We start from the raw sequence: 21,419 nt of genomic DNA on the forward strand, positions 1-21,419 counted from the left end.
CATTGGCGTAGTGAGTTGTCCTTATGTCGTTGCACCCCGTGCGCCCGAAGATACTGGGTTTTATCAGCGAAGAAGTCTCGGCCTGGCTGGTCGCGCTGCTGGTATTGCTCGCCGGCGGGATTCTCACGGGGCTGCTCGCCTGGGCCACCCTCAACGAATTTCATCAGCAATTGCGTCAGCGTTTCCAACTGCTGACCAATGAACGTTACAGCCGCATCGAAGAACGCTTTGAAGATCAAGAGCAACGCCTCGACGGTCTGCGCCGTTTCTTCTCCAATTCTGAATCGGTGTCCCGCGCCGAATTCGACGGTTACACCCAACCTCTGTTACTGCGTACTCAAGCCTATTCGTTCGCCCTCAAGGTCAGTGGCGCCGAGCGCGCGGCGTTTGAGCAGCGCGTGCGGGATGACGGCCTGGGCGATTTCACCATTCGCGAACTGAATGCCCATGGCGAGTTGCAACTGGCCGCGCCTCGCGATCAGTACGTGCCGGTGCTGTACAGCCAGACCCAGAGCAAGCTCGGCTCGCCGCTGGGTTACGACTTGCTCGCGCAACCGATGCGCCGTGACACGCTGATGCGTGCCGATCAGTTGAACAATCTGGCGGTGTCGCAACCGTTGCACCTGGTCAGCACCGAACCTTCCTACGCGCGCGGGGTGCTTTTGGTGGCTCCCGTGATCCATGAGGGTGAGCAGCAGTCGTTCGGTTATGTCGCGGCGGTGATCAGCATGCGCCAGCTGCTCGCCGACGGTTTGCCGGACGCGTTTCATGACTATCTGTCGGTGCGCATTCTTGATCTGTCGACCAATGATCAGCACGAAGTGTTGTTCGAATCGACCAATGAGCCGGCGCCGAGTGACTTGTCTGCGACTCGCCTGTTGCGAATGGCCGATCACGACTATCAGGTCGATATCCTGCCGAGCGAAGCGTTTATGCAGGCCAACCATTCGTCGGTTGGCAGCATCGTGATTCTCGGTGGACTGCTCAGCGTTTTGCTCAGTGCGCTGCTGTATGTGCTGGTTAGTCAGCGTCAGCGCGCGGTGCGCATGGTCGAGCAACGCACCGAGGAGCTGCACGCCAGCGAACAGGAATTGCGCGGCACCCATGGTCAGTTGCGCGGGGTGCTCAACGCGGCGACTCAAGTGGCAATCATCGCCACCGACCTGCGCGGCGTGATCAGCACGTTTAATCCCGGCGCCGAGCAAATGCTCGGTTACAGCAGCGTTGACGTTATCGGCCACATGACTCTGGAAAACCTGCATCTGCCGCGAGAACTCGCCACACGTTCGGCGGAGTTGAGCGCGCGTTACGGCAAAAGCATTCCGACTTGCCACGCGATGCTGGTTGAGGGCGGCGAAGTCGGTGGTCATGAAGCGCGCGAGTGGACGTTGGTGCGCAGCGATGGCAGTCATCTGCCAGTGAACATGCTCGCCACCCCGGTGCTCGACGAGCAGGGGCTTTGGGTCGGGCATCTGGCGATCTGCATCGACATCACCGAGCGCAAGCGTGTGCACGAGGCGCTGGCGGCGCGGGATGTGTTGCTGAAGAAACTCAGCGCCCACGTCCCCGGCGGCATTTACCAGTTCAAGATGGAATTCGACGGGCGCTTTAGCGTGATCTACGCCAGCGACGGCATTCGTGAGATCTACGAGCTGGAGCCGGATGTGTTGCTACTGAATGCCGAGGCGATCTTCACCCGCATTCATCCGCAGGACACCACGCGGGTGCGCGCTTCGATCCGTGAGTCGGCGGACAACCTCAGCCCGTGGCGCGAGGAATACCGCGTGCAACTGCCTGAGCGAGGTTTACGCTGGGTGCGCGGCGAGGCGACGCCGGAAGAGCTGCCGGGCGGTGGAGTGTTGTGGCATGGCTATATTTCCGACATTTCCGACCTCAAACGCGTCGAGGAAGAACTGCGTGCGCTGTCGGTGACGGACTCGCTGACCGGCATTCATAACCGTCGTTATTTCCAGGAACGCCTGACCACTGAAATGGCCCGGGTCGAGCGTGGCGGCGGCGAGTTGTCGGTGATCATGCTCGACATCGACCACTTCAAACGCATCAACGACCAGTACGGGCATGCCGTGGGCGATCGGGTGTTGCAAGCGGTGTGCGAGCGCATTGGCCACCGGTTGCGGCGTACTGATGTGTTCTGCCGTTTGGGCGGCGAGGAATTCATGGTGCTGTGCCCAGACATCGACGGCGAGCACGCGCACATGCTGGCGGTTGAGCTGTGGCAGGGCTTGCGGGGCGCGCCGGTGGATGTGGTCGGCGTGGTCACGGCGAGTTTCGGCATCGCCAGTTGGCGCACGGGAGAGGGCGCGGATGCGCTGCTGCTACGCGCGGATTCCGGCGTGTACGCGGCAAAACAGGGCGGCCGCGATCGCGTCGAACAGATGAGCTAACGGCTAAACCCTTGTAGGAGCAAGGCTCGCCCGCGAAAGCGTCGGTTCAGTCACCCACTTCATTGACTGATACGACGCCTTCGCGGGCAAGCCTTGCTCCTACAGAAGATCAAAAGATCGCAGCCTTCGGCAGCTCCTACATGTTCACCTGTAGGAGCTGCCGAAGGCTGCGATCTTTTGCTTTTTTGCTTTTAGAGGACTGACGCAGTCTGCGGTAGCTTCGGCTGGCGATACAGATCCAGCAGCACCTGATCCAGTACCGACGAGGCGCCAAACGGGGCTTTGTCGTTGAGGATCGCCACCACCGCCCAGGTATTGCCATTGACGTCACGGCTGAAGCCGGCAATCGCCCGCACGGTGTTCAAGGTGCCGGTCTTGACGTGCGCTTCGCCGCGCATCGCTGTGGTTTTCAGGCGTTTACGCATGGTGCCGTCGGTACCGGCGATCGGCAGCGAGCTGATGTATTCAGCGGCATACGGGCTGTGCCACGCGGCTTGTAGCATGTTCGCCATTTCACGGGCGCTGACGCGTTCAGCGCGGGACAGGCCGGAGCCGTTCTCCATCACCAGGTGCGGCGCGGTGATGCCTTTCTTCGCCAGCCACTGACGGACAACGCGTTGCCCAGCCTTGGCATCATCGCCGTCGGCGTCGTTGCGGAATTTCTGGCCGAGGCTCAGGAACAGCTGCTGGGCCATGGTGTTGTTACTGTATTTGTTGATGTCGCGAATGATCTCGGCCAGATCCGGCGAATAAGCGCGAGCCAGCAGTTTGGCGTTGCTTGGCGTGGTCGCCAGGCGATCGCGGCCCTGAATGCTGCCGCCCAGTTCTTTCCAGATCGCGCGCACGGCGCCGGCGGTGTAAGTCGCGTGGTCGAGCAGCGACAGATAAGTCTGCGAGCTGCAGCCTTCGCCCAACTGGCCGCCAACGGTCACGGTCACGCTGCCATCGGCTTGCGGCACCGGGTTGTAGCGCACGCCGCCGGTGCATTGCTTCGACGGCAGGGCTTTGACGGTGTTTTCGATGTGGATGCTGGCAATCGGCGGCTCGACCGAGATCAGTACGCGGCCACCGTCGTTGCGCGCGACAAAGCGCAGGGCTTTGAGGTTGACCAGCAGCGAGTCCGGCTTGACCAGGAACGGCTTGTTCTCGTCATTGCCGTCATCGTTGAATTCCGGCAGTTGCGGCTGGATAAAGAAGTTGCGGTCGAGCACCAGATCACCGGTGATCTGCGTCACGCCGTTGGCGCGCAGGTCGCGCATCAGCAGCCAGAGTTTTTCCATGTTCAACTTCGGATCGCCGCCACCCTTGAGGTAGAGGTTGCCGTTGAGAATGCCGCCGCTCAGTGTGCCGTCGGTGTAGAACTCGGTTTTCCACTGATGATTGGGGCCGAGCATTTCCAGCGCCGCGTAGGTGGTCACCAGTTTCATGGTCGAGGCCGGATTGACCGACACGTCGGCGTTGAAAACGGTCGCCGTGCCCGGCCCGTCGAGCGGCACCATCACCAGCGACAAGGCGCTAGGCTGCAATTTGCTCGCCTTGAGGGCTTTTTCGACATTCGGGGTGAGGGAAGTATTGATGGTGGCAGCGGAAACAGGCAGGGCCAGAGGCAGAAGAAGGCCGGCGAGAAACAGTGGACGCAACGATTTGATCATATGAAATAAAACCCTACAGCCGAGGGGAAAAAGACGAGGACATGGATGAAAAGGTCCTCAGTGGTCACGAAAGTGTCGGCATTATGCCCCAAGGTGTAACCGATTGTGGCTTCCTCGGGGTGGCGATTCGTTGATTTTTTTACAGGCGGTCGGCCTCTGTGTCCAGAGAGGCGGGCAAACGATTGCTGAAACTGGTAAAGTGCCCGCCGTATTTACTTAAGAGGATTGTTCCAATGGCGACTAACCGTTCCCAGCGTCTGCGCAAAAAACTGTGCGTTGATGAATTTCAAGTTTTGCTAATTAGCAAAAAATAGTTCGAATGTTGTCAAAAATGCCTTGTCGCTTCTCTCTCTCAAGTACCCACTCTTCCCTCAAATATCCAGCCGCTCTCAGCGGAGCACTCCCTCGGGGTGTGCCACGGTAGTCCAGCCACCACTGTCGCAACATCAGGCAACTTTCCAACCTCCAGTCAGCCAGTCATACCGTTTACTTCGACAAACGGAGATGGTCGTGTGTCTCAAAGGTAATCAACCACCGCCACAAAGCAGTTGAAACTCACTGTGATTAGAGCCCGTTGTGCCGCTATGAGGTTCGGAATTTCGTCATCCGTGGGATGCTCTATTGCGATTGCGCGAGCGTTGCTTCCTGCTGGTGATGTTTTGGACAGAACTGAGGAATGATCTGGTCAGATGTCAGGGCGAAGTTTCTGCGCTGGTGGCGGATAAACGAGGAGGGTGACAAATACGAGGAAACCCAGGGGGAGCTCAATTTGACTACGAAAGGCATTTATCCTGAGCCAGAAACAAAAAGGGCCATCACAATGGATGGCCCTTCGAGCATCACGCTACCGGATTAATTGGTTTTTCCGGATACCAGACGTCCAGCAGCGGGCTGACTTCAACGCTGGTCAGCTCGGTGCGACCTTTGAGCCAGGCTTCAACGGCAGCGCGCTGCTCCGCAGTGACCGAGCCCCGTTTCTGCAGGCAAACCAGACCGTAGTCATCACCGCCAACATAGCCAAGCCCATTGGCTTCCATGGCCTCTTTGAGGAATGCGTCGAGGAATGCATCGATTGCCTCGTCAGCCAAATCTTCCTTGAAGTCCAGGTTCAGCTCAAAGCCCAATTCCTGGAACTCATCTACACAGAGCTTTTTGCGCAGACGCTGGGAGCGGTTAGTGGCCATTGAAACAATCCTCTTAAGTAATAACGCCGCGCATCTTACCAGCTAAGTGACATGCCTGCCCGGATGAGTGAAATGCACCGACGAGGTGACCACCGGCATCTCCTAAGCCCTAAGCGTTCCAATGCCCATACACTGTAGATCTGGATAGCCCTAGCTTTTCCATCACATCTTTCCGGCTAAATCCTGCCGCCTTCAGTTCCCTAATAGCCTGAGCATTTTTAGATCCTTCCGGCTTTCCTCGTGAGCGCTGCACAAGCGTCTCGTCAACAATCTGTGTGGCCAGAAGATTCAAGCCTCCCTCTGCTCGGAAACTCTCAAGCTGGGCAATTGCTCGTTCCAAAGCGGCTTCTGGAGCCTCGCCATTACTCATGGAAATACTGATGGCCAAAAGCGCCACAGGATCAAAACTCATCGGGCCGGAAAGCTCGATCAATTTATCAACGGTGATGTTGATCTTTCCACGTTCGAGCGCACTGATGTTTGTGCGCGCTGTAACAGACGCCAAGTCTTCGTATGCCAGCCCTCGCACCGACCGGATTACCCGAATCGTTGCGGCAATCTCTTTCTTGAGCGACATGATTGCCCCTAAAAAGCGAGGATAGGGCCACATTCGAAGTGTTTAAATAAACGTCGATTGGTGTTATTATTCGGGATGACTTCTATTGAAAGCCTAGTGAGCTGCCGTTGCAGCTGCCTCTAGGCGTCCGATGGCGCCTCGCATTGACCTAATCGAGTTCGAAGGATCGTAAACGTATTAAATGTATTGACGCGTTCAAACCAGCAAATGTTGGTATTTCTTTCGGTCATGGAAGCGGCGAGCTGATTGTTAAATGGGCATGGAAGCGAAAATTCAAGTGGGTTGCTGCACGTGCGCACCTCAGACGGGTATCTAAAAATGTTTATTTCTGATGAGGCGTACTCAGTTCGTTTTCCAGGTTTTTTTGAAGACGGGCAGACCGGATGGAGAAAACTCGAGCGGCAATCGATGGATCCTTGGTATCAAGTCGTGCGGCGGATCTGTGAGGGATCAAGGCACCGCATTGAGAAATTGATATCAACAAATGCCTCTGTATTGGTCGATATCCTCGCGGAGAACAACCAAACCAAAATGGTTGAAGTAGTCCAGGTCATAACGCCGCCTTGGATGAACTCCACTTCGTTGGATCACATGGAGAAACTGGTCGAGTTGACCGCTGGGTACGATCAACGCGGCGAGTACGTTTTGCTTCACAAGGTCGAGAGTGGTGCCGTTTACAGCACCTCAATGAATGGCGCAGTCGACGCGAGTCTGCTCACCGACGTGAGGACGATCTATGAAGACATCACGTCAAGCGCATCCTCAGCCTGTGAATGATCACAACGTCGACTGAGGGCTCAAAATGGCAACGCTAGAAGAAATTGCACAGCTCTTTTACGGAGATGGAGCAGCAATTCCTGGCTGGGGCGGCTCTCAGGAAGACCTGATTGTTTTGGCAGCAAGGGTCTTCCCAGGCAAAGCATTCTGCATCGTTCGCCATTGGATTTTGATCGACCTCGCCGTGACACCTGGTGAAAAGGAAAAGCTCACGAACCTCGGCCTGCTTCCCATGACCCTATTCGCTCACGAGATAGTCCTGGATAGCAGAGGTCGTTTCCAGCCTGGCATGTGGGTGCGCAGCAATTTCGGCCTGTCTTTCAGCCAGGGCTGTATGTTTGAAACCAACAGTACCGTCTACCTCCTCTGGGGCCCAGGCCAGCGAAAAGAAGCGACTGTGGGGGCTGCTTTTTCGATGTCGGCCGGATAAGTGATCTGTGCGGACAAAACATTTGAATTCGTTTTGGAGCCTTTCGGGATGTCTGAAATCATCGAGGTCGAATTTCACAGCAAAGAGTTGACCGACTTTCAGCTGGATCGCCTAGAGCGAGCAAGCATTCGAAAATATTCGGCACCGGTCACTGGGTTCATCAGTGACGCCTTCATCGCAAATGACACATGCCTTGGCGTTTCTTTCGATCACGTTGGGCAGGATGACGCGTTTCGCCCATCAGATGGCGGCCTCATTCGAACAGGAAAAATTCAGAGGGCATGGAAAGAGGGAGGTTACTGGCTTCTCGAGACTCAAAATGGCAACTACGTCCTCTGCAGTTTCCTACGAGGCTTTGGGCGGCGTAGCTTTTGCGAGTTGCTTCGATCAGGTGAGCGTTGCTGAGAGGTCAATGCAGCAACGTTATGATGGGTTGATTGTTAAATCACTGTAGATTCGGCGGCTGTCACGCGTTTAATAAAACGGCTGTAACTAGCTTTTTGTGTTGCTGGCAACTGCCTCGCCTCCAAGAGATAAAACGCTCGATATTCGTAACAACTCGCTAATCGGCCCGCTCCACAGGCGGGAGATGAAACTGCTGATATTCGTCTGAGGCCCGCGTTTTCTGGCTCAAACGGCCATGGGGGAGCTGAGAGATGAAACTCGATATTCGCCTCAGCCATCTGATTAATCCCGCACGAGCTGGCGGGAGATGAAGCTCCTGATATTCATCCGAGCCCCGCGTTTCCTGGCTCAAACTGCGATGAAGAGTCGATTGATGAAACGCTCGGTATTCGTCTCGGGGAGCTGATTCGACCCGCTCCAGACGGTGGGAGATGAATCTGCTGATATTCGTCTGAGACCCGCGTTTGTTGGGTCAAACGGCCTTGGAGAGGTGAGAGATAAAACCCTCCAAATTCGTATTAGCCAGCTGATTCGGCACGCCGCTCCAGGTGGGAGATGAACCTACCGATATTCGTCCGAACCCCCATGTTGCGAGTCGCAGCAGCCTTGAAGCGGAAAGACAACTCGATGTTCGCATCAGTCAGGTAATTCGCCCCGTGTCACGTGGGGGGAGATGAAACCCTCAATATTCATCTGAGGCCCGTTGTCGCAGGCTAAAAAACAGCCACGTAACGAGAGATAGGCTTCAGAAGCTCCGTATGTCGTCGCTGAAAACGCTGTGAGTTTCTACGTCTTCGTTGTAGGCATCTACGGCTTCCCTGTTCTCTATTTCTCGCGCTGTATCGTATTCAGGGCCTCGGCCAGAGCCTCATTTTTTTAGTCCGTACTGCTAGCCGCTCGCGCGGAATAGCGATTGCTTTTCTTCCGGCGGCACAACGAAAATGTACAGCGCAAACATTACTTTCCAGCGGGTACATTTTGCCTTGGGGCTCGATATGGGACATCTCAGCTTGGAGGATATCTATCCCGGCGACGTAGCCGACTACGGCCATATGCGCGTGGGTATAACCGACCTTTACGTGAAAGAAAATCACGCCATTTATGGTTTGACTACGCTTGGTGAATACCGCGAGATGACTAGTCAGCTTTTGCGCGACGACGCGGTGCAAATGATCATCAGCGACAAACTGGCCGCATTACCCGAGGACTACGATCCATGGATCTGGCGGATCAACCGCCATCGAGCCTTACGCGCCAAGTACGGGGATAAATTCGATCCTTGGTCAGATGACTGACTGCCTTCAGACTTCCAATTCCAAACGCAAGGGCCTCAGCACTGCTGGCAACCGCTCCGCTGGCAGTTACTAAAGCAAATGCCCCATCAGCGCCAACAACTCCTTGGGGCATGCGCCGGGATATGATGAGCCAGAGCTTTACTACCAGAGTCGATCAGCTTTGGACTGTGTATTGCAGGTGAGGCGCGTTTCGTCACCGATAGCGTAATAGCCAGTTATGCCATACGAGAAGTGCCAAGCTAATTTTGTGTGTGGATTTCCTTCAAGTGAGACCGTACGCTCCACCGCAACATTAAGAATGTGGTATCAAAAGCCATCTGCAGGGAAGATCAGGATTGGAAATTCTTGGGGTAAAAGCGAATCGGGTCTGGCTTGAACTAGGTGAGGCTTCGATGTGGGGGCGCAATCGAATTGATCTCCTAACTGGCCCTAACGGGTCTGGAAAATCAGAGATTCTTAGCTTTCTCGCAAACACATTTAGAAGTCGAACATCAAAAAACCTCCAAGGAGTAATCAAATGGAGGTATGAAGATTCGTATTATAGATCTGACGTCATTGGGCAGGAAACTTTTGAGCCCGCGCGAGTAATCGCACAAACATATAGCCCCTTTAACAGATTTCCATCACCTGTAGGTCATAGTTCGTCATTGACCAGCATCTATTCTGAAGGTGATTTGTCGGACTCTATTTATGTTTGTGCTGGGCTACATAAGTCCACCCGTATAGTGAGCTCCAGTCTTTCGAAAAATACGCTAGAACAAGCTATATATCGCTTGAGCGAGTCGCCGGAAAGTGCTAGCGCCATATTACGAGTAATGAGTAATCTACATATTTCAGATCAGATTAGTTTTACCTATGAGGCAAGATCGGGACTTGGAGCCATTCTTGATGCAAGTAGAAGAGGAACTTTAGTTGAGCTGCTTGAGCAGCTTGAATCGAGGGCCCATGATCGTAAGTACTCCCGCTCAGGCCTAGATTTGGAGCTTAAGAAGGAAAATATTTATAAACTTTCCGAGCTGATAAACGAAGCATTACAAATTATAGGTGAGAAAATATATGAATCTAGGGTGTTTGAACACGAGATAGGTTCAATTAGATATAGCGATAGGTATGACTATGCCGCCTTTCAGTCTTTATCTCTACTTAGACGATTAGATTTGCTGACGCTGCGAAAGTGTGAGTTGACCAATAAAAATGGTGATAAGTTTGATGTTGCTAATGCAAGTTCAGGTCAGCAGCAAATGCTCTGTTCTGTAATTGGATTGGCTACGGCATTAAAACATAACAGTCTTGTATTGATTGACGAGCCGGAGTTAAGCTTGCATCCGAGCTGGCAGCAACTATATCTTGATAATCTTCAAGCAACGCTTGAACCTTTTTACGGATGTCATATATTAATTGCTACTCATTCGCCCTTAATCGTTCAACGCGGCCATGCTCTTGGTGCCGGTGTAACGCAGATTAAGCGTGAAGCAGTGTCAGAACCCATGGAGCAAGACTCAAAGTCTGTAGAGGCGACGTTACAGGAAGTATTCAATACTCCAGTATCCGGCAGTGTCCACCTGGCTAATGAAATATTCTCACTAATAACAAATGCCGAAACCGGAGACGGTATCGCCCACGCTCATTCTTTGGCCGAACTCCAGAAGTTGAGAAGTCTTTATACAGCGACAGGGGTTTCTGGCGATAAAACACTTGAGCTAATTGAGGATGCTATCGATCTGCTGAATACAGACGAGGGATATAATGCCTAATATTCGTGCAAGAGCAGATGTCCTGGAATCGTTCAAAAAAATTACTGCAGATCAACATGAGCAGCTTAAGCGTGATGGGGTAGCAGATAAAAATTATTGGAGCTTCAACGTTGGCGAGCATGGCAAGATAGTTGCTGTCTTTAAGAAAGAAGCAAAAACGCACTATTATTACCAACAAGGTCGTATGTGTTGTTATTGCAGTAAAGAGCTTGATTCCCACAATGGATCTTTTGATGCTGAACATATTTTGGATAAAGATACTTATCCACAATTCATGTTCCTGCTTGAAAATATTGCCGCTGTATGCAAAACCTGCAATGGTTCAAAAAGTAATAAGCATGTCTTGGTTCCAGGCATAGCAACTGTAGATATTCCCCCGGACTCTAATGATTACTTGCTGGTTCATCCTCATAAGGATGAATGGAATGATCACCTTGATTATGATGGCATAGGCCGCATAGTGGCAAAGCCAGAAAATTTAAAAGGGCGAGAAACGATCAATATTTGCGGAATACAATATCTAAACTCCGCCCGCTTGGCAGATCATTTCATTGATGCTGATAATGAACTGGCAGAAAAAGCGCTAGATGGTTTTTTTAGAGTGGCAAGTAGAACTTGGAAGCTGAAATATATTAGAGTTTTGAGAAAAATGGTCGAGGAGTACGATTTGTCCAGAGCTCGCGCGATTATCGATATTCTAGAGGCGGAAGTTGAAAAAATCAATTGATGAAATATGCGGTTTTTGATAAATATGAGATAAGTTTGGTGTTCAGCTACCATTACTGATCTTTAAATGTATTCGGGTATTAGGTTTAATCCTTAGAGTAGTTTTCGTTGAGCTGACTGTTGTGGCTATTGTTTCTAGAGGAAACCCCCGGTTGGGTCTAAGCGGATCAACCGAGGGCTGTATCTATATTATTTTAACCATTCGCTTTCAATCTGATCAAACGTTAGGACTTTCCATTCTTCTTTCCAAAGCTCCCAATAAGGGATGTCCGCTGATGAAGGCGCTGGATCGCATGGATCAATTTTTACTAATGACGGCATAACCAAGGCATCACCAATTAATAGTGCCTCGCCTGCGCCCAATGTTGGCATTTTATCGATTAGTTTTCCAAGGGTATCTGGTAGTAATCGTCTTACATAGTTTTGATCGCTTGGATTAGTAAGTCTCATAGCGATGAAGTTGTTGCATTGCGAAAATATTGTTTCGGAAATTTCAGATGGGCGCTGGCTGGATAGCAGCAGTGTTATTCCGTATTTACGACCTTCTTTTGCTATTCTCTCGATGGACTGTTTAGCTGCCCGATATTTGGAAAGCTCACTACTAGGTACATACTTATGAGCCTCTTCATATACAAGCAAAATGGGTGCGTCGTTATTGATTGTGTGTCCGGCTTTCGTTCGGTAAACTTTGTAATGGTAGCCATGCTCAAAAATAATTCTTGATATGAGGGATACAGTAATACTGAGTACCTCGAAAGGTATTCCGCTTAGATCAATTATCGTTACGTTTGAATTGTGACCGGTTTCATAGCCGATTAGTGAGCGAAGTGTACTCTCAAGTGTGGCGGTTTGTGCAGCTGTTCCGAAGAGAAATTGTAATCTTTCTTGCGCAATTTTTGATTCGAATCGAGTAAAGAATTTTTCTAAAGAACCGTCAGCGTAGTTGCCGTTTGATATGCTCTGCATTTTTGTTGGGAAAAAGTCTAATCGATCAGCGAAGTAACGATCTAACTTTTGACTTTCGTCAAGAGCTATGCCGTGAGTAGCATCAGCTTTACCCTCGGCGAGGAGAGAGTAGGTACCATCATCTATCATGTATTTGTGTTGGTTTTTTGCGTTTACAGTTTCATTTTTTAAGTTGGCAAGCGCGTTCAATACTTCATGTATATCAAAAGATACAGGACTGTCGTAAAATACTTTTGAAAATTGAGGGTTGTGCCTGCGCTTGTTTTCAGTGACTAAGTGTCTGAAAACGGATGACTGATTATAATTGTCTCTTTCCCCTGTATCTAGAAGCACCTCTTCGAGTTCCTCGCTATTCAAAAGCCAATAAGGCAGTTTCAGACTCGAAATGTCTATATGGTTAGATCCTGGGAAAGCAGTTCTGTATTCAGAATGGATGTCAAAGATAATCGCGTGGGAGTTATTTTTTTTACCGTCCTCTGTCGCCGCGATTGCCGTTTGAATAACTCGGCTTACGGTGTTCGATTTCCCGGCGCCGGTAGATCCAACAACAGCGACATGTTTGTTGAAGAATTTATTGCCATCCACTGGTACACGAATTTCTGCGTCACTTAGTAGTGATGAGAACTCTAGCTTTTTTTCGAAAGGAACAGAGTCTTCAAATATTTTTTTGATATCCTCCAAACGTGCCGGAGTGACGCCGGTAGGAGGTATGGTCAGTGCATCACCACCTCTGGTAAATTTGCCGTCTTTTATCACTCCGAGAGGTAGTGCTTCAATGACGTGGCGCCGACGATATTTTTCGTCCACCTCGATCATGAAGTTTTCAATAATCGCTATTAGCACGCAGTCTTCATTATCAGTAACTCTGAGATAAGACCCCACTCTTAACAGAGCATGGCCATGCGTAAAGCTGCCCAAATCATCAACGGAAATTCGAATTTTATCGGGATAAACGGCGATAACTTCTGCTTGAGGCATTGAATCGGTCATTTGATAATCTCCAGGATGTCTTCCATTGAATCCACTTTGATGCGTGCGAGAACTGTTTTCTCTGGTGCTGATAGTTCGGTTGCCGGTGTCAATTGATAGAATTCGAATACTTCCATAGAACGTCGATGGGTAGCTTGAATAGTAGTGACTAGATCGACCATGTCATCAATGATTTTAAGCTTTACAGAATGATTCTGGTTCGGTGTTCTTAAGATTGACTCTAGTGAGAAATCTGCCCCTTTATAGTCAAATCCATCAGTGAAAACGCAGCCTTCCGATGTTAACGCTCGCTTTATACTAACCAGTTCTGTGCTCGTGGCACCGAAAAGATGCACGTAGGGGCAAAATCTATCACTGTCGAGTGTACGGACACGATCAATGTTTGAGAATTTTTTGCTCAACTGATGTAGCGTTTTAATAATTATATTTAGCTCGAAGTTGTTCGAATTTACTGGAAGGACAAAGAAGCGGGTCTTGTTTTCTATAGAGGTTGAGCTCGTTTGACTAAAATATGTTTTCCGTACCAGTTCTGCGTATTGCTTGATGCCTTTGTATTCAAGGAGCCAGGCATTAAAAAGAAGTGATTTATTATTGATTCGTTCAATAAAAATCTTTTTTGTTATCCTTCTGTCATCAATGTTCCCGCTGATAGCGAGGCTCCTTACAATGTTTATCGAGGCGGGGTATAGCAGTGCCTCTACATCATTTTTCGTAGTCCTGGGAAATATTTTAAGAAGAGAAGCGCATATAGTTTCATATTGAGCCTCATAGCTTTGGGCATAGACGTCGACAGAAAGAAGATCTAAGAATTTAGTGATCTCTTCGTCGGTGATTTTAAGAATCAAATGTAGTTCTTCTAGCTCGCCATCCTTCTTGGTAGTGAGGAAATTTTGTTTAGTAAAGGCTACTGTAAGTTCTTCGCGTTTCGGGAATTTTTCTTGACCGCCTCCGTAATGCCCATAGAGCTTGTACTCAGGCGTTGGCTGCAAATTCTGACCATGCGATTTGAAGTGTGTAAGCATTGCCGCGATGGCTGGTTTGATCACTGAGTGATTGTATTGTGTGGCTGCGTAGTATTTGCACTGAATGTAGGATTCTTCGAGAACGCTAGAAATATCGACGTCTTCGACACCTTCAACAGTTATCGTTGCTACTTGATCGGTCGTGTTTAAAATGCGTAAGATTGCGTAATCGAATTGATAGAAATAGCCTTTAATTGTTGCGTTGGCTGCTCTATTTACCATGGTATACCTCGGCGGTGCCGCAAATGGAATACATTTGATGCGAAGTCGTTATGGCCACTATGGCGTTCGCTCATAGGCGGCGAAACGAATGTGGCATCGCGAAACAGGTGTGGGATGGGGGGATTTCAGTGTTTTTAAATACTGAAAAAAAGTCGGCAGTAACGCGCAAAGCTTCAAGAAAAAAAAGACAACGCGTGAATTGATCGACTTCTTTGAATTAATCCATGCCATCTACGTTTCGACCCTGAAAATTTGAGGCTGGCTTTTTGGCAGTATCCGACAATTTTTTAATGATTGGTAGCCGCAATGGTTGGCTATTGTCATGAGTTCCCATATGAAAAAATCAGGTGCAGCGAAGGTGTCACGCAGATTCCTTGATCTCTAATTGAAGCGCACGCGTGAAAGGCAGCGTCAAAAAAAGAGTGAGCTTTGAGATCGACGTCATGATTTCAAAGCAGTATCGTCGCCTCAAAGGTCGTAAAATTTTTCGTGCGCAGTCATCACCAGGGAGGGCAATAAATTGGGCGTAATGCAGAGAGAAACATCATCTGAGACTGTGCCATTTTTGGCCCGTTTCGCGATACCAAGGACAGGTGATGACCAACTGCCTGGTTACTACTCTACCGAGTTAGACATGTGGGTTGTTGATACCACGGATGGCCCAGCACCGGTCATCAACGAAGCGGCGTTGGCGCAGCTTGTGACGAAGACCAAAGTGAATGCCGAGCAGGATGATGAAGGCTTCTACGCGCTTCATGAGCTAAAGACATTTACTGACGTGAAGGCAGAAGGCACTGACTCATCCGATTGCATGAATCAGCTGCTGGAGCTGTCTAGCAAGAGCTTCATTAAAGTAGAGAGCGACGATGCTGGTGATCACTTCAATCATCTTCTTGAGTTGGTCACCAAGACAAATACTCAACAGGAAAGAGACGATAGCAGCGACCCAGTTTTAGGGTTGGACTCTCGCTATTTTGAATGCTAAGGGACTGACGATGATTCTGCTGGTGACCAATTGCCGCGATATCACAATGGATTATGTGGTAGCTGAACTGAGACGCCGAGAAATACCGTTTTACAGGCTGAACACCGAACTCCTCCCTCAAGCGATTTGCACGATGTCTGGGAAAGACCGTCGTTCATGGTCAATTTGCATTGATGGGAAAAAGGTTTCGGGTGAGGAGATTACAGCTGCTTATTTTCGTCGCCCAGGTGCTCCTATCGCCTCAGATAAGGTCGAAGGAGGCGGTGAGAAGCGCTACATCGAAGCCGAATGGGGCAGCTTTCTGAAAAGCCTGTACATGCGTCTGGATGGTGTCTGGTTGAGTGGCCCAACGCAGATTTTTTTGGCGGAGGACAAGCCTCGTCAGTTGATTCTCGCTCACGAACTTGGATTCGAGATCCCTGAAGTCACAATCACTAATGATTGGGCTTCGGTGAGGCGGATCACTGATCAATACCAAGCGATTGGAAAGCCGCTTCGCGAGGCTGTGCTTTCTGGTGAGGGGGAGCGAGTGATGTTTACCTCTCGCATCAACGATGCCAAAGAAAGCGATGCAGCATCTATCGCCCTAGCACCCTTTATCGCCCAAAGGGAAATACTGAAAAAGTACGATGTGCGAGTAACCGTCGTGGGCACGAAGACTTTTGCCACCGCTATCTGGTCACAAGCTAACGAAGAAACGGAGGTTGATTGGCGCCAGGGCAGCAGAACAGATTTGAAGCACGAGCGCATCCAGCTTGATCAATCCTTGCAGCAACGCTGTGTTGATCTAGTCAGTGCGTTCGGGCTGAAGTTTGGTGCCATCGATTTCATTTGCGACCAACAGGATAAGCTTTGGTTTTTGGAAATTAATCCGAATGGTCAGTGGGCATGGATTGAGAATCTGACTGGCTATCCCATCTCCAAAGCCATTGTTGACGAGTTGGAAGAGATCTCCCTGGGATGAAAAAAATTCGCGAGTTTCTTTGGCCTATTCTCGAGAGGCCGACTGCTGCCGAGGTTCAGAGGGAGGGGGCAGCGGCAAAAGAGCTTCACCTATCGATCCAACAGGGTGACTGGACTCTTGGCGCTGATGTTGCTCTTGAAGAGGGTCGTCGTTTGTATGACGCTGAAGCTGAGCGTCGTAGAAGCGCAGATACTAAAGCCGGGATCTATTTTGCGGCCATCACTGCACTTGTCCCAGTTCTGACCTCCCTCATTCCTAGTATTTGGAACGACAAGGCAAGCACTGTGTTCGCAGTCACGTCACTGCTCATCTTTGCGTTAGCTGTCTGTTATTTGGTCAAAGCCGGGCTGTGGGCTTTTCACACCCTCAAGGTCTCACGCTTTCACCAAGTCCACTCGAGTGATCTGGCGCGCATCGTAGGTAATTCAGAATCGCGAGTGGCGCTTGCCAAGGAAATCACGCAGGCGGTCACTGCAAACTATTCCCTGGTAAATGAGAAAGTCACTTGCATCAAGATGACCCACGAGTTTCTACTGCGCGCCTTTCTTACTTTTGCTCTATTGATGGTGGTGCAGTGCCTTTGGCCTCCCGTGACATCAGCAATCGATTGGGCCAAAAAGAAAGCTCAACCCAGCGCTCCTATTCCATTGATGATGTGCTACTCATAGGGAAAGCTTAGATCTGATGCTGCTTGAGTACATCGTTAGTGACGACTAACTGACCATCGCTTAGCATGAGGTATCTACTTTTCATCATTTCTATTTAGAGGGAAATCATATGTCTCGTCTGGCCGAATACCGCAAACTGGAGCAACAACTGGCTGCGCAGCTCGCAGAGCTCGAGTCGATGAAAAGCGATTCCGGCCTGAAAAAGGAGATGGAGTTTGAGAGCAAGCTGCGAGCATTGCTGGGGGAGTACGGCTACAGCCTTAAAGACGTGATCAACTTGCTGGATCCACAAGCGGGCCGTCGCGCTCCAGCCGTTGAGCCCAAAGCCGGTAGCCGCAAACCGCGCCAGGTCAAGGTCTACAAAAACCCTCACACCGGCGAAGTTGTCGAAACCAAAGGTGGCAATCACAAGACGCTGAAGGAGTGGAAAGCAGAACACGGCTCGGCCACCGTCGAGTCCTGGCTGACCAAGTGATTTGGTTTGAGTACAAAGGGCCTTTTGAGGGCCCTTTTTTGAGTGAGTCGATTCAAACCTTCAGTTGTTTAAATTTGAGCCGGAATTTATGCAGTAGAGGTTCGGTATAGCCGTTGGGTTGCGTTTGCCCTTTGAAGACCAGATCACGAGCGGCTTGAAACGCTAAGGACTTATCGAAATTTGGAGCCATCGGAGTGTAGTGTGGATCCCCCGCATTTTGCTCATCGACGACGTGGGCCATCCGTTGCAGGATTTCCAACGTCTGTTCCACAGTGATCACTCCATGCCGCAACCAATTAGCCATGTGTTGACTGGAAATGCGCAGGGTTGCGCGATCTTCCATCAAGCCCACGTTATGAATATCGGGAACCTTTGAACATCCAATGCCTTGTTCTACCCAGCGCACCACGTAACCCAACAAACCTTGCGCATTGTTTTCGACTTCCTGGCGTATCTCATCGGTCGACCATGATTTGTCGGTGACGACGGGTACGCTGAGCAATCCGTCCAAAAGGGACTGTCTGATTTCACTGAAGTCTGTGCCTTCAAGAGACTCTTGGACAGCTTTCACATTGATCTGATGGTAGTGAAGTGCGTGAATTGTGGCAGCGGTAGGAGACGGCACCCAAGCTGTGTTCGCACCAGCTTTCGGGTGACCGATTTTCTGTTTCAACATGTCAGCCATCCGATCCGGCATGGCCCACATACCTTTACCAATCTGAGCTCGGCCGCGCAGGTTGCAGTCAAGACCAACAAGTACGTTATTGAGTTCGTAAGCCTCGATCCATGGGGTATTTTTCATGTCACCTTTTAGCAGCATTGCACCCGCTTCCATAGAGGTGTGCATTTCGTCACCGGTACGATCCAGAAAGCCGGTATTGATAAACGCAACCCGTGAGGATGCTTCTGCAATGCAAGCTTTGAGGTTAATGCTAGTGCGCCGCTCTTCATCCATGATCCCAATTTTTAATGTATGGCGTGGCAGCCTAAGCAGATCCTCAATTCGGCAAAACAATTGATCAGCGAAAGCGACTTCGTCTGGGCCGTGCATTTTTGGTTTAACGATGTAGACGCTGCCGGCTCTCGAGTTGCCCCTACGCTGCAGATCGTGGAGGGCAATCAAGCTGGTGATAACGCCATCTAGAATTCCCTCTGGAATTTCCAGTCCGCCATTATCAAGAATGGCAGGGCACGTCATCAGATGCCCGACGTTGCGGATGAACAGCAACGAACGTCCCGGTAGTTTCAAGGTGGTGCCATTTGCCGCAATGTATTCCCGATCTGGATTCAAGCGTCGTGTGATGGTCGCACCATTTTTCTCCAGATTTTCCGAGAGATCGCCCTTCATCAAGCCTAGCCAGTTGCTGTAAACCTGCACCTTATCCTCTGCGTCTACTGCGGCCACGGAGTCTTCACAATCGATGATGGTGGAGAGTGCTGCCTCGATCAGTAGATCTTTAACACCAGCGTCATCGCCTTGGCCGATGATGCTTTGCCTGTCGATTTGTATCTCAATATGCAGATCGTTGTTTTTGAGCAATATGACTATTGGGGACGTAGGCTGGCCCTGATACCCAATGTACTGTGTGATGTTCGAGAGGCTTGTGTGGGTACCATCTTTCAAGGTGGCTCGCAGTGTCCCGCCTTCAATCTGATATTGAGCTACCTCGCTATGAGAACCGTTGCTCAGAGGAAATGCCTTATCAAGAAATGCACGCGCAAAAGCAATGACCTTGGCTCCCCGCACTGGGTTGTAAGTCCCGCTCGATAAAGCACCATCTTCTTGAGGGATTACATCTGTACCGTAGAGTGCGTCGTAGAGTGAACCCCAGCGTGCATTGGCGGCGTTCAGGGCATAGCGGGCATTAACGGCCGGGACGACGAGTTGCGGCCCGGCTTGCACGCTGACTTCTGTGTCAACGTTGCTAGTGGTGACTTTCACCTCACCAGGTTGTGGTTGCAGATATCCGATACCGGTTAAAAATTTTTGGTATGCAGGCATGTCTGCCACTGGCCCTGGATTCGTTCGGTGCCAAGTATCCAGCTCGAGTTGCAAACGATCACGCTCAGCCAATAACGCCCTGTTCATGGGGGCGAGCTCATGCACTAAGTTGGCAAAGCCACTCCAAAATTCTTGAGGGGAGAGTCCAGTACCTGGCAGTACCTGCGAATCCACAAAGCTTTGCAGGACAGGGGCGACCTTAAGGCCTTGGCAGTTCACAAAGTCGATCACTTTTTGCATCTCCATCATTCGATGTTCATTCGAGTATTTAAGGTGTTGCATTCAGCTCAAGCACTGCGCACCGGCTTTTGCTACTTGAGCATCTTGCTCGGCTTTTACCCCGGATACACCGACGGCTCCGACAACCTCGCCATCGACCACAATCGGCACTCCACCTTCCAGGGAGGTAAGCAATGGCGCTGACAAAAAGGCGTGTCGCCCACCGTTGACCATCTCTTCATAGCCTTTGGATTCACGTCGACCCAGTGCCGCTGTGCGCGCTTTTTCGGTGGCTATGTACGCGCTGATCGGGGCGCACCCGTCGAAGCGTTCGAGAGCCAAGGGGTGGCCCCCGTCATCGACTATTGCGATGGTCACTGCCCATTGGTTGTTTTGTGCTTCGGCGCCCGCAGCGCTAAGGATTTGGCCGATTTCGACCTGACTCAATACGGCTTTGCTTTTCATAGAAAATCTCCAGGGCTCAGGGCAACGAGGATTCGACCAGTTCGATCCAGTGCCGGACAGGGGTACGTCCCGCGCCATCTAGGTGGGTCTGACAGCCAATGTTTGCGGTGACAATGACTTCGGGATTTCCGCTTTCCAATGCGTTGAGTTTGTTGTCACGCAACTGCCGGGAAAGTTCGGGTTGGGTCAGTGAGTAGGTGCCCGCTGAGCCGCAGCACAAGTGGCTGTCGGGAACGGTCGTGAGATTGAATCCAAGGCGTCCCAGTAGCGCTTCAACCGCGCCACCGAGCTTTTGTGCGTGCTGCAAGGTGCATGGACAATGGAATGCTAGGCGTTGAGCGCTTTGTATTCCGAGCTGCTCCAGTGGCTCGTCGCGCAACACCTCAACCAAGTCCTTGGCTAGTGAGCTAACTATTTTGGCCTTGTAGGCATACGCTGGATCGGTACTGAGAAGGTGGGCATATTCTTTGATGAACGCGCCGCATCCGCTTGCGGTTTGCACAATCGCCTCGGCACCACTTTCAATGCTTGGCCACCAAGCATCAATATTTCGACGGGCACGATTGAGCCCGGATGCTTGTGCGTCTAAGTGATAGTCCACGGCTCCGCAGCAAACAGCCTGTTGGATTGAAGTGACGCTAATGCCTAGCTGATCAAGCACCCGGACGGCTGCGGCATTTGTGTTGGGCGAAAGGCTTGATTGAACACAACCTTCGAGGATTAGCATCTGTCTATCATGAATAGCAGTCGGACGTTGTTTAGCTGGACTGGCGTTTCTAGGTAATTTTGTTTCTAGGTTGCTCGGCAACAATGCTCGGAATATCTGACCGCTGCTTACAAGCCCTTTGAATAGACCAGGGTTGGGAGCAAGGGTGCGCAACCCCTTACGCAGTAGTCGCTGACTCAGAGGTCTCTGCACTGCCGCATCAACTACAGCTCGGCCAATGTCCAGCAGGTTGTGGTAGTCGACCCCCGAAGGGCAGGTGGTTTCACAGTTCCGGCACGATAAGCAACGATCCAGATGTTGCTGGGTCTTTTGCGTGACATCGTTACCTTCCAGTACCTGTTTGATCAAATAGATACGGCCCCGTGGCCCATCCAGTTCATCGCCGAGCAACTGGTAGGTTGGGCAGGTGGCGTTACAAAAACCGCAGTGCACACAACTACGCAGGATGCGCTCAGCTTCGGCGGCGCGAGGTAGCAGGCTTGCGAATTCACTCAGAGTGGTCTGCATGG

General features: G+C 50.8%; 20 protein-coding genes and 1 pseudogene. 12 read left to right on the forward strand and 9 right to left on the reverse strand.

Annotated features, from left to right (window positions below):
• Window positions 1-23: 23 nt before the first annotated feature.
• A complete protein-coding gene (locus ACIP66_RS13280) occupies window positions 24-2,405 on the forward strand; it encodes a diguanylate cyclase (RefSeq protein WP_400648627.1) in 2,382 nt (793 codons plus the stop codon).
• 191 nt (window positions 2,406-2,596) lie between these two features.
• On the opposite strand, the gene dacB is transcribed toward ACIP66_RS13280, so the two are convergent.
• The 3 genes from dacB to ACIP66_RS13295 all read right to left on the reverse strand — a co-directional run bounded on the left by dacB (window position 2,597) and on the right by ACIP66_RS13295 (window position 5,818).
• Complete coding sequence (gene dacB, locus ACIP66_RS13285; protein WP_053118738.1) at window positions 2,597-4,057, reverse strand: D-alanyl-D-alanine carboxypeptidase/D-alanyl-D-alanine-endopeptidase; 1,461 nt, start codon at window positions 4,055-4,057, stop codon at window positions 2,597-2,599.
• Between the two features lie 839 nt (window positions 4,058-4,896).
• Window positions 4,897-5,241, reverse strand: a complete 345-nt coding sequence (locus tag ACIP66_RS13290) for a YggL family protein (RefSeq protein WP_400648628.1) — start codon at window positions 5,239-5,241, stop codon at window positions 4,897-4,899.
• A gap of 109 nt (window positions 5,242-5,350) precedes the next feature.
• Window positions 5,351-5,818: a resolvase gene (locus tag ACIP66_RS13295; protein ID WP_400648630.1), complete on the reverse strand. Its 468-nt coding sequence runs from the start codon at window positions 5,816-5,818 to the stop codon at window positions 5,351-5,353.
• Between the two features lie 318 nt (window positions 5,819-6,136).
• Here ACIP66_RS13295 and ACIP66_RS13300 point away from each other — a divergent pair, with 318 nt between their 5' ends.
• The 3 genes from ACIP66_RS13300 to ACIP66_RS13310 are packed head-to-tail and all read left to right on the forward strand — an operon-like array spanning window position 6,137 to window position 7,430.
• Window positions 6,137-6,595, forward strand: a complete 459-nt coding sequence (locus ACIP66_RS13300) for a hypothetical protein (RefSeq protein WP_400648632.1) — start codon at window positions 6,137-6,139, stop codon at window positions 6,593-6,595.
• A gap of 25 nt (window positions 6,596-6,620) precedes the next feature.
• Window positions 6,621-7,025 carry a DUF6957 family protein gene (locus ACIP66_RS13305; protein ID WP_400648633.1) on the forward strand — a complete coding sequence of 135 codons (405 nt, stop codon included), beginning with the start codon at window positions 6,621-6,623 and terminating at the stop codon, window positions 7,023-7,025.
• 48 nt (window positions 7,026-7,073) lie between these two features.
• The gene (locus ACIP66_RS13310) at window positions 7,074-7,430 is read left to right on the forward strand and encodes a hypothetical protein (RefSeq protein ID WP_400648635.1); all 357 of its coding nucleotides are present in this window, start codon (window positions 7,074-7,076) and stop codon (window positions 7,428-7,430) included.
• A gap of 745 nt (window positions 7,431-8,175) precedes the next feature.
• On the opposite strand, the gene ACIP66_RS13315 is transcribed toward ACIP66_RS13310, so the two are convergent.
• The gene (locus tag ACIP66_RS13315) at window positions 8,176-8,259 is read right to left on the reverse strand and encodes a type II toxin-antitoxin system CcdA family antitoxin (RefSeq protein WP_400648707.1); all 84 of its coding nucleotides are present in this window, start codon (window positions 8,257-8,259) and stop codon (window positions 8,176-8,178) included.
• A 112-nt stretch (window positions 8,260-8,371) separates the two neighbouring features.
• Here ACIP66_RS13315 and ACIP66_RS13320 point away from each other — a divergent pair, with 112 nt between their 5' ends.
• The 4 genes and pseudogenes from ACIP66_RS13320 to ACIP66_RS13335 all read left to right on the forward strand — a co-directional run bounded on the left by ACIP66_RS13320 (window position 8,372) and on the right by ACIP66_RS13335 (window position 11,206).
• A complete protein-coding gene (locus ACIP66_RS13320; RefSeq protein WP_400648636.1) occupies window positions 8,372-8,725 on the forward strand; it encodes a hypothetical protein in 354 nt (117 codons plus the stop codon).
• An 80-nt stretch (window positions 8,726-8,805) separates the two neighbouring features.
• Window positions 8,806-8,907: pseudogene (locus ACIP66_RS13325) on the forward strand (DUF4113 domain-containing protein); the annotation flags it as partial.
• A 210-nt stretch (window positions 8,908-9,117) separates the two neighbouring features.
• Window positions 9,118-10,479, forward strand: a complete 1,362-nt coding sequence (locus tag ACIP66_RS13330; protein WP_400648709.1) for an AAA family ATPase — start codon at window positions 9,118-9,120, stop codon at window positions 10,477-10,479.
• Window positions 10,472-11,206, forward strand: a complete 735-nt coding sequence (locus ACIP66_RS13335; protein WP_400648637.1) for a hypothetical protein — start codon at window positions 10,472-10,474, stop codon at window positions 11,204-11,206. Before ACIP66_RS13330 ends, ACIP66_RS13335 begins: the two co-directional genes overlap by 8 nt.
• Before the next feature lie 188 nt (window positions 11,207-11,394).
• Here the strand turns inward: ACIP66_RS13335 and herA are convergent, their stop codons facing one another.
• Window positions 11,395-13,161: an anti-phage-associated helicase HerA gene (gene herA / locus ACIP66_RS13340; RefSeq protein ID WP_400648638.1), complete on the reverse strand. Its 1,767-nt coding sequence runs from the start codon at window positions 13,159-13,161 to the stop codon at window positions 11,395-11,397.
• Window positions 13,158-14,405: a DUF4297 family anti-phage-associated protein gene (locus tag ACIP66_RS13345; protein WP_400648640.1), complete on the reverse strand. Its 1,248-nt coding sequence runs from the start codon at window positions 14,403-14,405 to the stop codon at window positions 13,158-13,160. Before ACIP66_RS13345 ends, herA begins: the two co-directional genes overlap by 4 nt.
• Window positions 14,406-15,039: 634 nt before the next feature.
• On the opposite strand from ACIP66_RS13345, the gene ACIP66_RS13350 reads away from it, so the two are divergent.
• The 4 genes from ACIP66_RS13350 (at window position 15,040) to ACIP66_RS13365 (ending at window position 17,497) form a co-directional block, all read left to right on the forward strand.
• Entirely contained in the window at window positions 15,040-15,390 is a 351-nt protein-coding gene (locus tag ACIP66_RS13350) for a hypothetical protein (protein WP_400648642.1), read from the forward strand.
• 10 nt (window positions 15,391-15,400) lie between these two features.
• Window positions 15,401-16,354, forward strand: coding sequence for a hypothetical protein (locus tag ACIP66_RS13355; RefSeq protein ID WP_400648644.1), 954 nt, complete (start codon window positions 15,401-15,403; stop codon window positions 16,352-16,354).
• A complete protein-coding gene (locus ACIP66_RS13360; protein WP_400648646.1) occupies window positions 16,351-17,022 on the forward strand; it encodes a hypothetical protein in 672 nt (223 codons plus the stop codon). Before ACIP66_RS13355 ends, ACIP66_RS13360 begins: the two co-directional genes overlap by 4 nt.
• A 109-nt stretch (window positions 17,023-17,131) precedes the next feature.
• Window positions 17,132-17,497: a histone-like nucleoid-structuring protein, MvaT/MvaU family gene (locus ACIP66_RS13365; RefSeq protein ID WP_400648647.1), complete on the forward strand. Its 366-nt coding sequence runs from the start codon at window positions 17,132-17,134 to the stop codon at window positions 17,495-17,497.
• Between the two features lie 52 nt (window positions 17,498-17,549).
• Here ACIP66_RS13365 and ACIP66_RS13370 read toward each other — a convergent pair whose 3' ends face one another.
• Genes ACIP66_RS13370 through glcF form a run of 3 tightly spaced genes read right to left on the reverse strand, consistent with a single transcriptional unit; the run spans window position 17,550 to window position 21,417 of the window.
• Window positions 17,550-19,748 (reverse strand): malate synthase G, encoded by a 2,199-nt coding sequence (locus ACIP66_RS13370; protein ID WP_400648649.1) that lies wholly within the window; start codon window positions 19,746-19,748, stop codon window positions 17,550-17,552.
• Window positions 19,749-19,781: 33 nt separating this feature from the next.
• Window positions 19,782-20,183, reverse strand: coding sequence for a heme-binding protein (locus ACIP66_RS13375; protein WP_400648650.1), 402 nt, complete (start codon window positions 20,181-20,183; stop codon window positions 19,782-19,784).
• A gap of 16 nt (window positions 20,184-20,199) precedes the next feature.
• Window positions 20,200-21,417 (reverse strand): glycolate oxidase subunit GlcF, encoded by a 1,218-nt coding sequence (glcF, locus tag ACIP66_RS13380; protein ID WP_400648652.1) that lies wholly within the window; start codon window positions 21,415-21,417, stop codon window positions 20,200-20,202.
• Window positions 21,418-21,419: the final 2 nt, after the last annotated feature.

Origin of the sequence: Pseudomonas sp. NPDC088429 (genome assembly GCF_044753305.1) — a bacterium.
GTDB lineage: Bacteria > Pseudomonadota > Gammaproteobacteria > Pseudomonadales > Pseudomonadaceae > Aquipseudomonas > Aquipseudomonas rustica.

Bases quoted from the DNA above. Each gene is read 5' to 3' on its own strand.
- ACIP66_RS13295 (WP_400648630.1), bottom strand. From the start codon at position 5,818: ATGTCGCTCAAGAAAGAGATTGCCGCAACGATTCGGGTAATCCGGTCG.
- ACIP66_RS13375 (WP_400648650.1), bottom strand. From the start codon at position 20,183: ATGAAAAGCAAAGCCGTATTGAGTCAGGTCGAAATCGGCCAAATCCTT.
- herA (WP_400648638.1), bottom strand. From the start codon at position 13,161: ATGACCGATTCAATGCCTCAAGCAGAAGTTATCGCCGTTTATCCCGAT.
- ACIP66_RS13360 (WP_400648646.1), top strand. From the start codon at position 16,351: ATGAAAAAAATTCGCGAGTTTCTTTGGCCTATTCTCGAGAGGCCGACT.
- ACIP66_RS13290 (WP_400648628.1), bottom strand. From the start codon at position 5,241: ATGGCCACTAACCGCTCCCAGCGTCTGCGCAAAAAGCTCTGTGTAGAT.
- ACIP66_RS13365 (WP_400648647.1), top strand. From the start codon at position 17,132: ATGTCTCGTCTGGCCGAATACCGCAAACTGGAGCAACAACTGGCTGCG.
- ACIP66_RS13350 (WP_400648642.1), top strand. From the start codon at position 15,040: ATGTGGGTTGTTGATACCACGGATGGCCCAGCACCGGTCATCAACGAA.
- ACIP66_RS13335 (WP_400648637.1), top strand. From the start codon at position 10,472: ATGCCTAATATTCGTGCAAGAGCAGATGTCCTGGAATCGTTCAAAAAA.
- ACIP66_RS13310 (WP_400648635.1), top strand. From the start codon at position 7,074: ATGTCTGAAATCATCGAGGTCGAATTTCACAGCAAAGAGTTGACCGAC.
- ACIP66_RS13345 (WP_400648640.1), bottom strand. From the start codon at position 14,405: ATGGTAAATAGAGCAGCCAACGCAACAATTAAAGGCTATTTCTATCAA.
- ACIP66_RS13370 (WP_400648649.1), bottom strand. From the start codon at position 19,748: ATGATGGAGATGCAAAAAGTGATCGACTTTGTGAACTGCCAAGGCCTT.
- ACIP66_RS13305 (WP_400648633.1), top strand. From the start codon at position 6,621: ATGGCAACGCTAGAAGAAATTGCACAGCTCTTTTACGGAGATGGAGCA.
- ACIP66_RS13280 (WP_400648627.1), top strand. From the start codon at position 24: ATGTCGTTGCACCCCGTGCGCCCGAAGATACTGGGTTTTATCAGCGAA.
- ACIP66_RS13330 (WP_400648709.1), top strand. From the start codon at position 9,118: ATGTGGGGGCGCAATCGAATTGATCTCCTAACTGGCCCTAACGGGTCT.
- glcF (WP_400648652.1), bottom strand. From the start codon at position 21,417: ATGCAGACCACTCTGAGTGAATTCGCAAGCCTGCTACCTCGCGCCGCC.
- ACIP66_RS13320 (WP_400648636.1), top strand. From the start codon at position 8,372: ATGTACAGCGCAAACATTACTTTCCAGCGGGTACATTTTGCCTTGGGG.
- ACIP66_RS13300 (WP_400648632.1), top strand. From the start codon at position 6,137: ATGTTTATTTCTGATGAGGCGTACTCAGTTCGTTTTCCAGGTTTTTTT.
- dacB (WP_053118738.1), bottom strand. From the start codon at position 4,057: ATGATCAAATCGTTGCGTCCACTGTTTCTCGCCGGCCTTCTTCTGCCT.
- ACIP66_RS13355 (WP_400648644.1), top strand. From the start codon at position 15,401: ATGATTCTGCTGGTGACCAATTGCCGCGATATCACAATGGATTATGTG.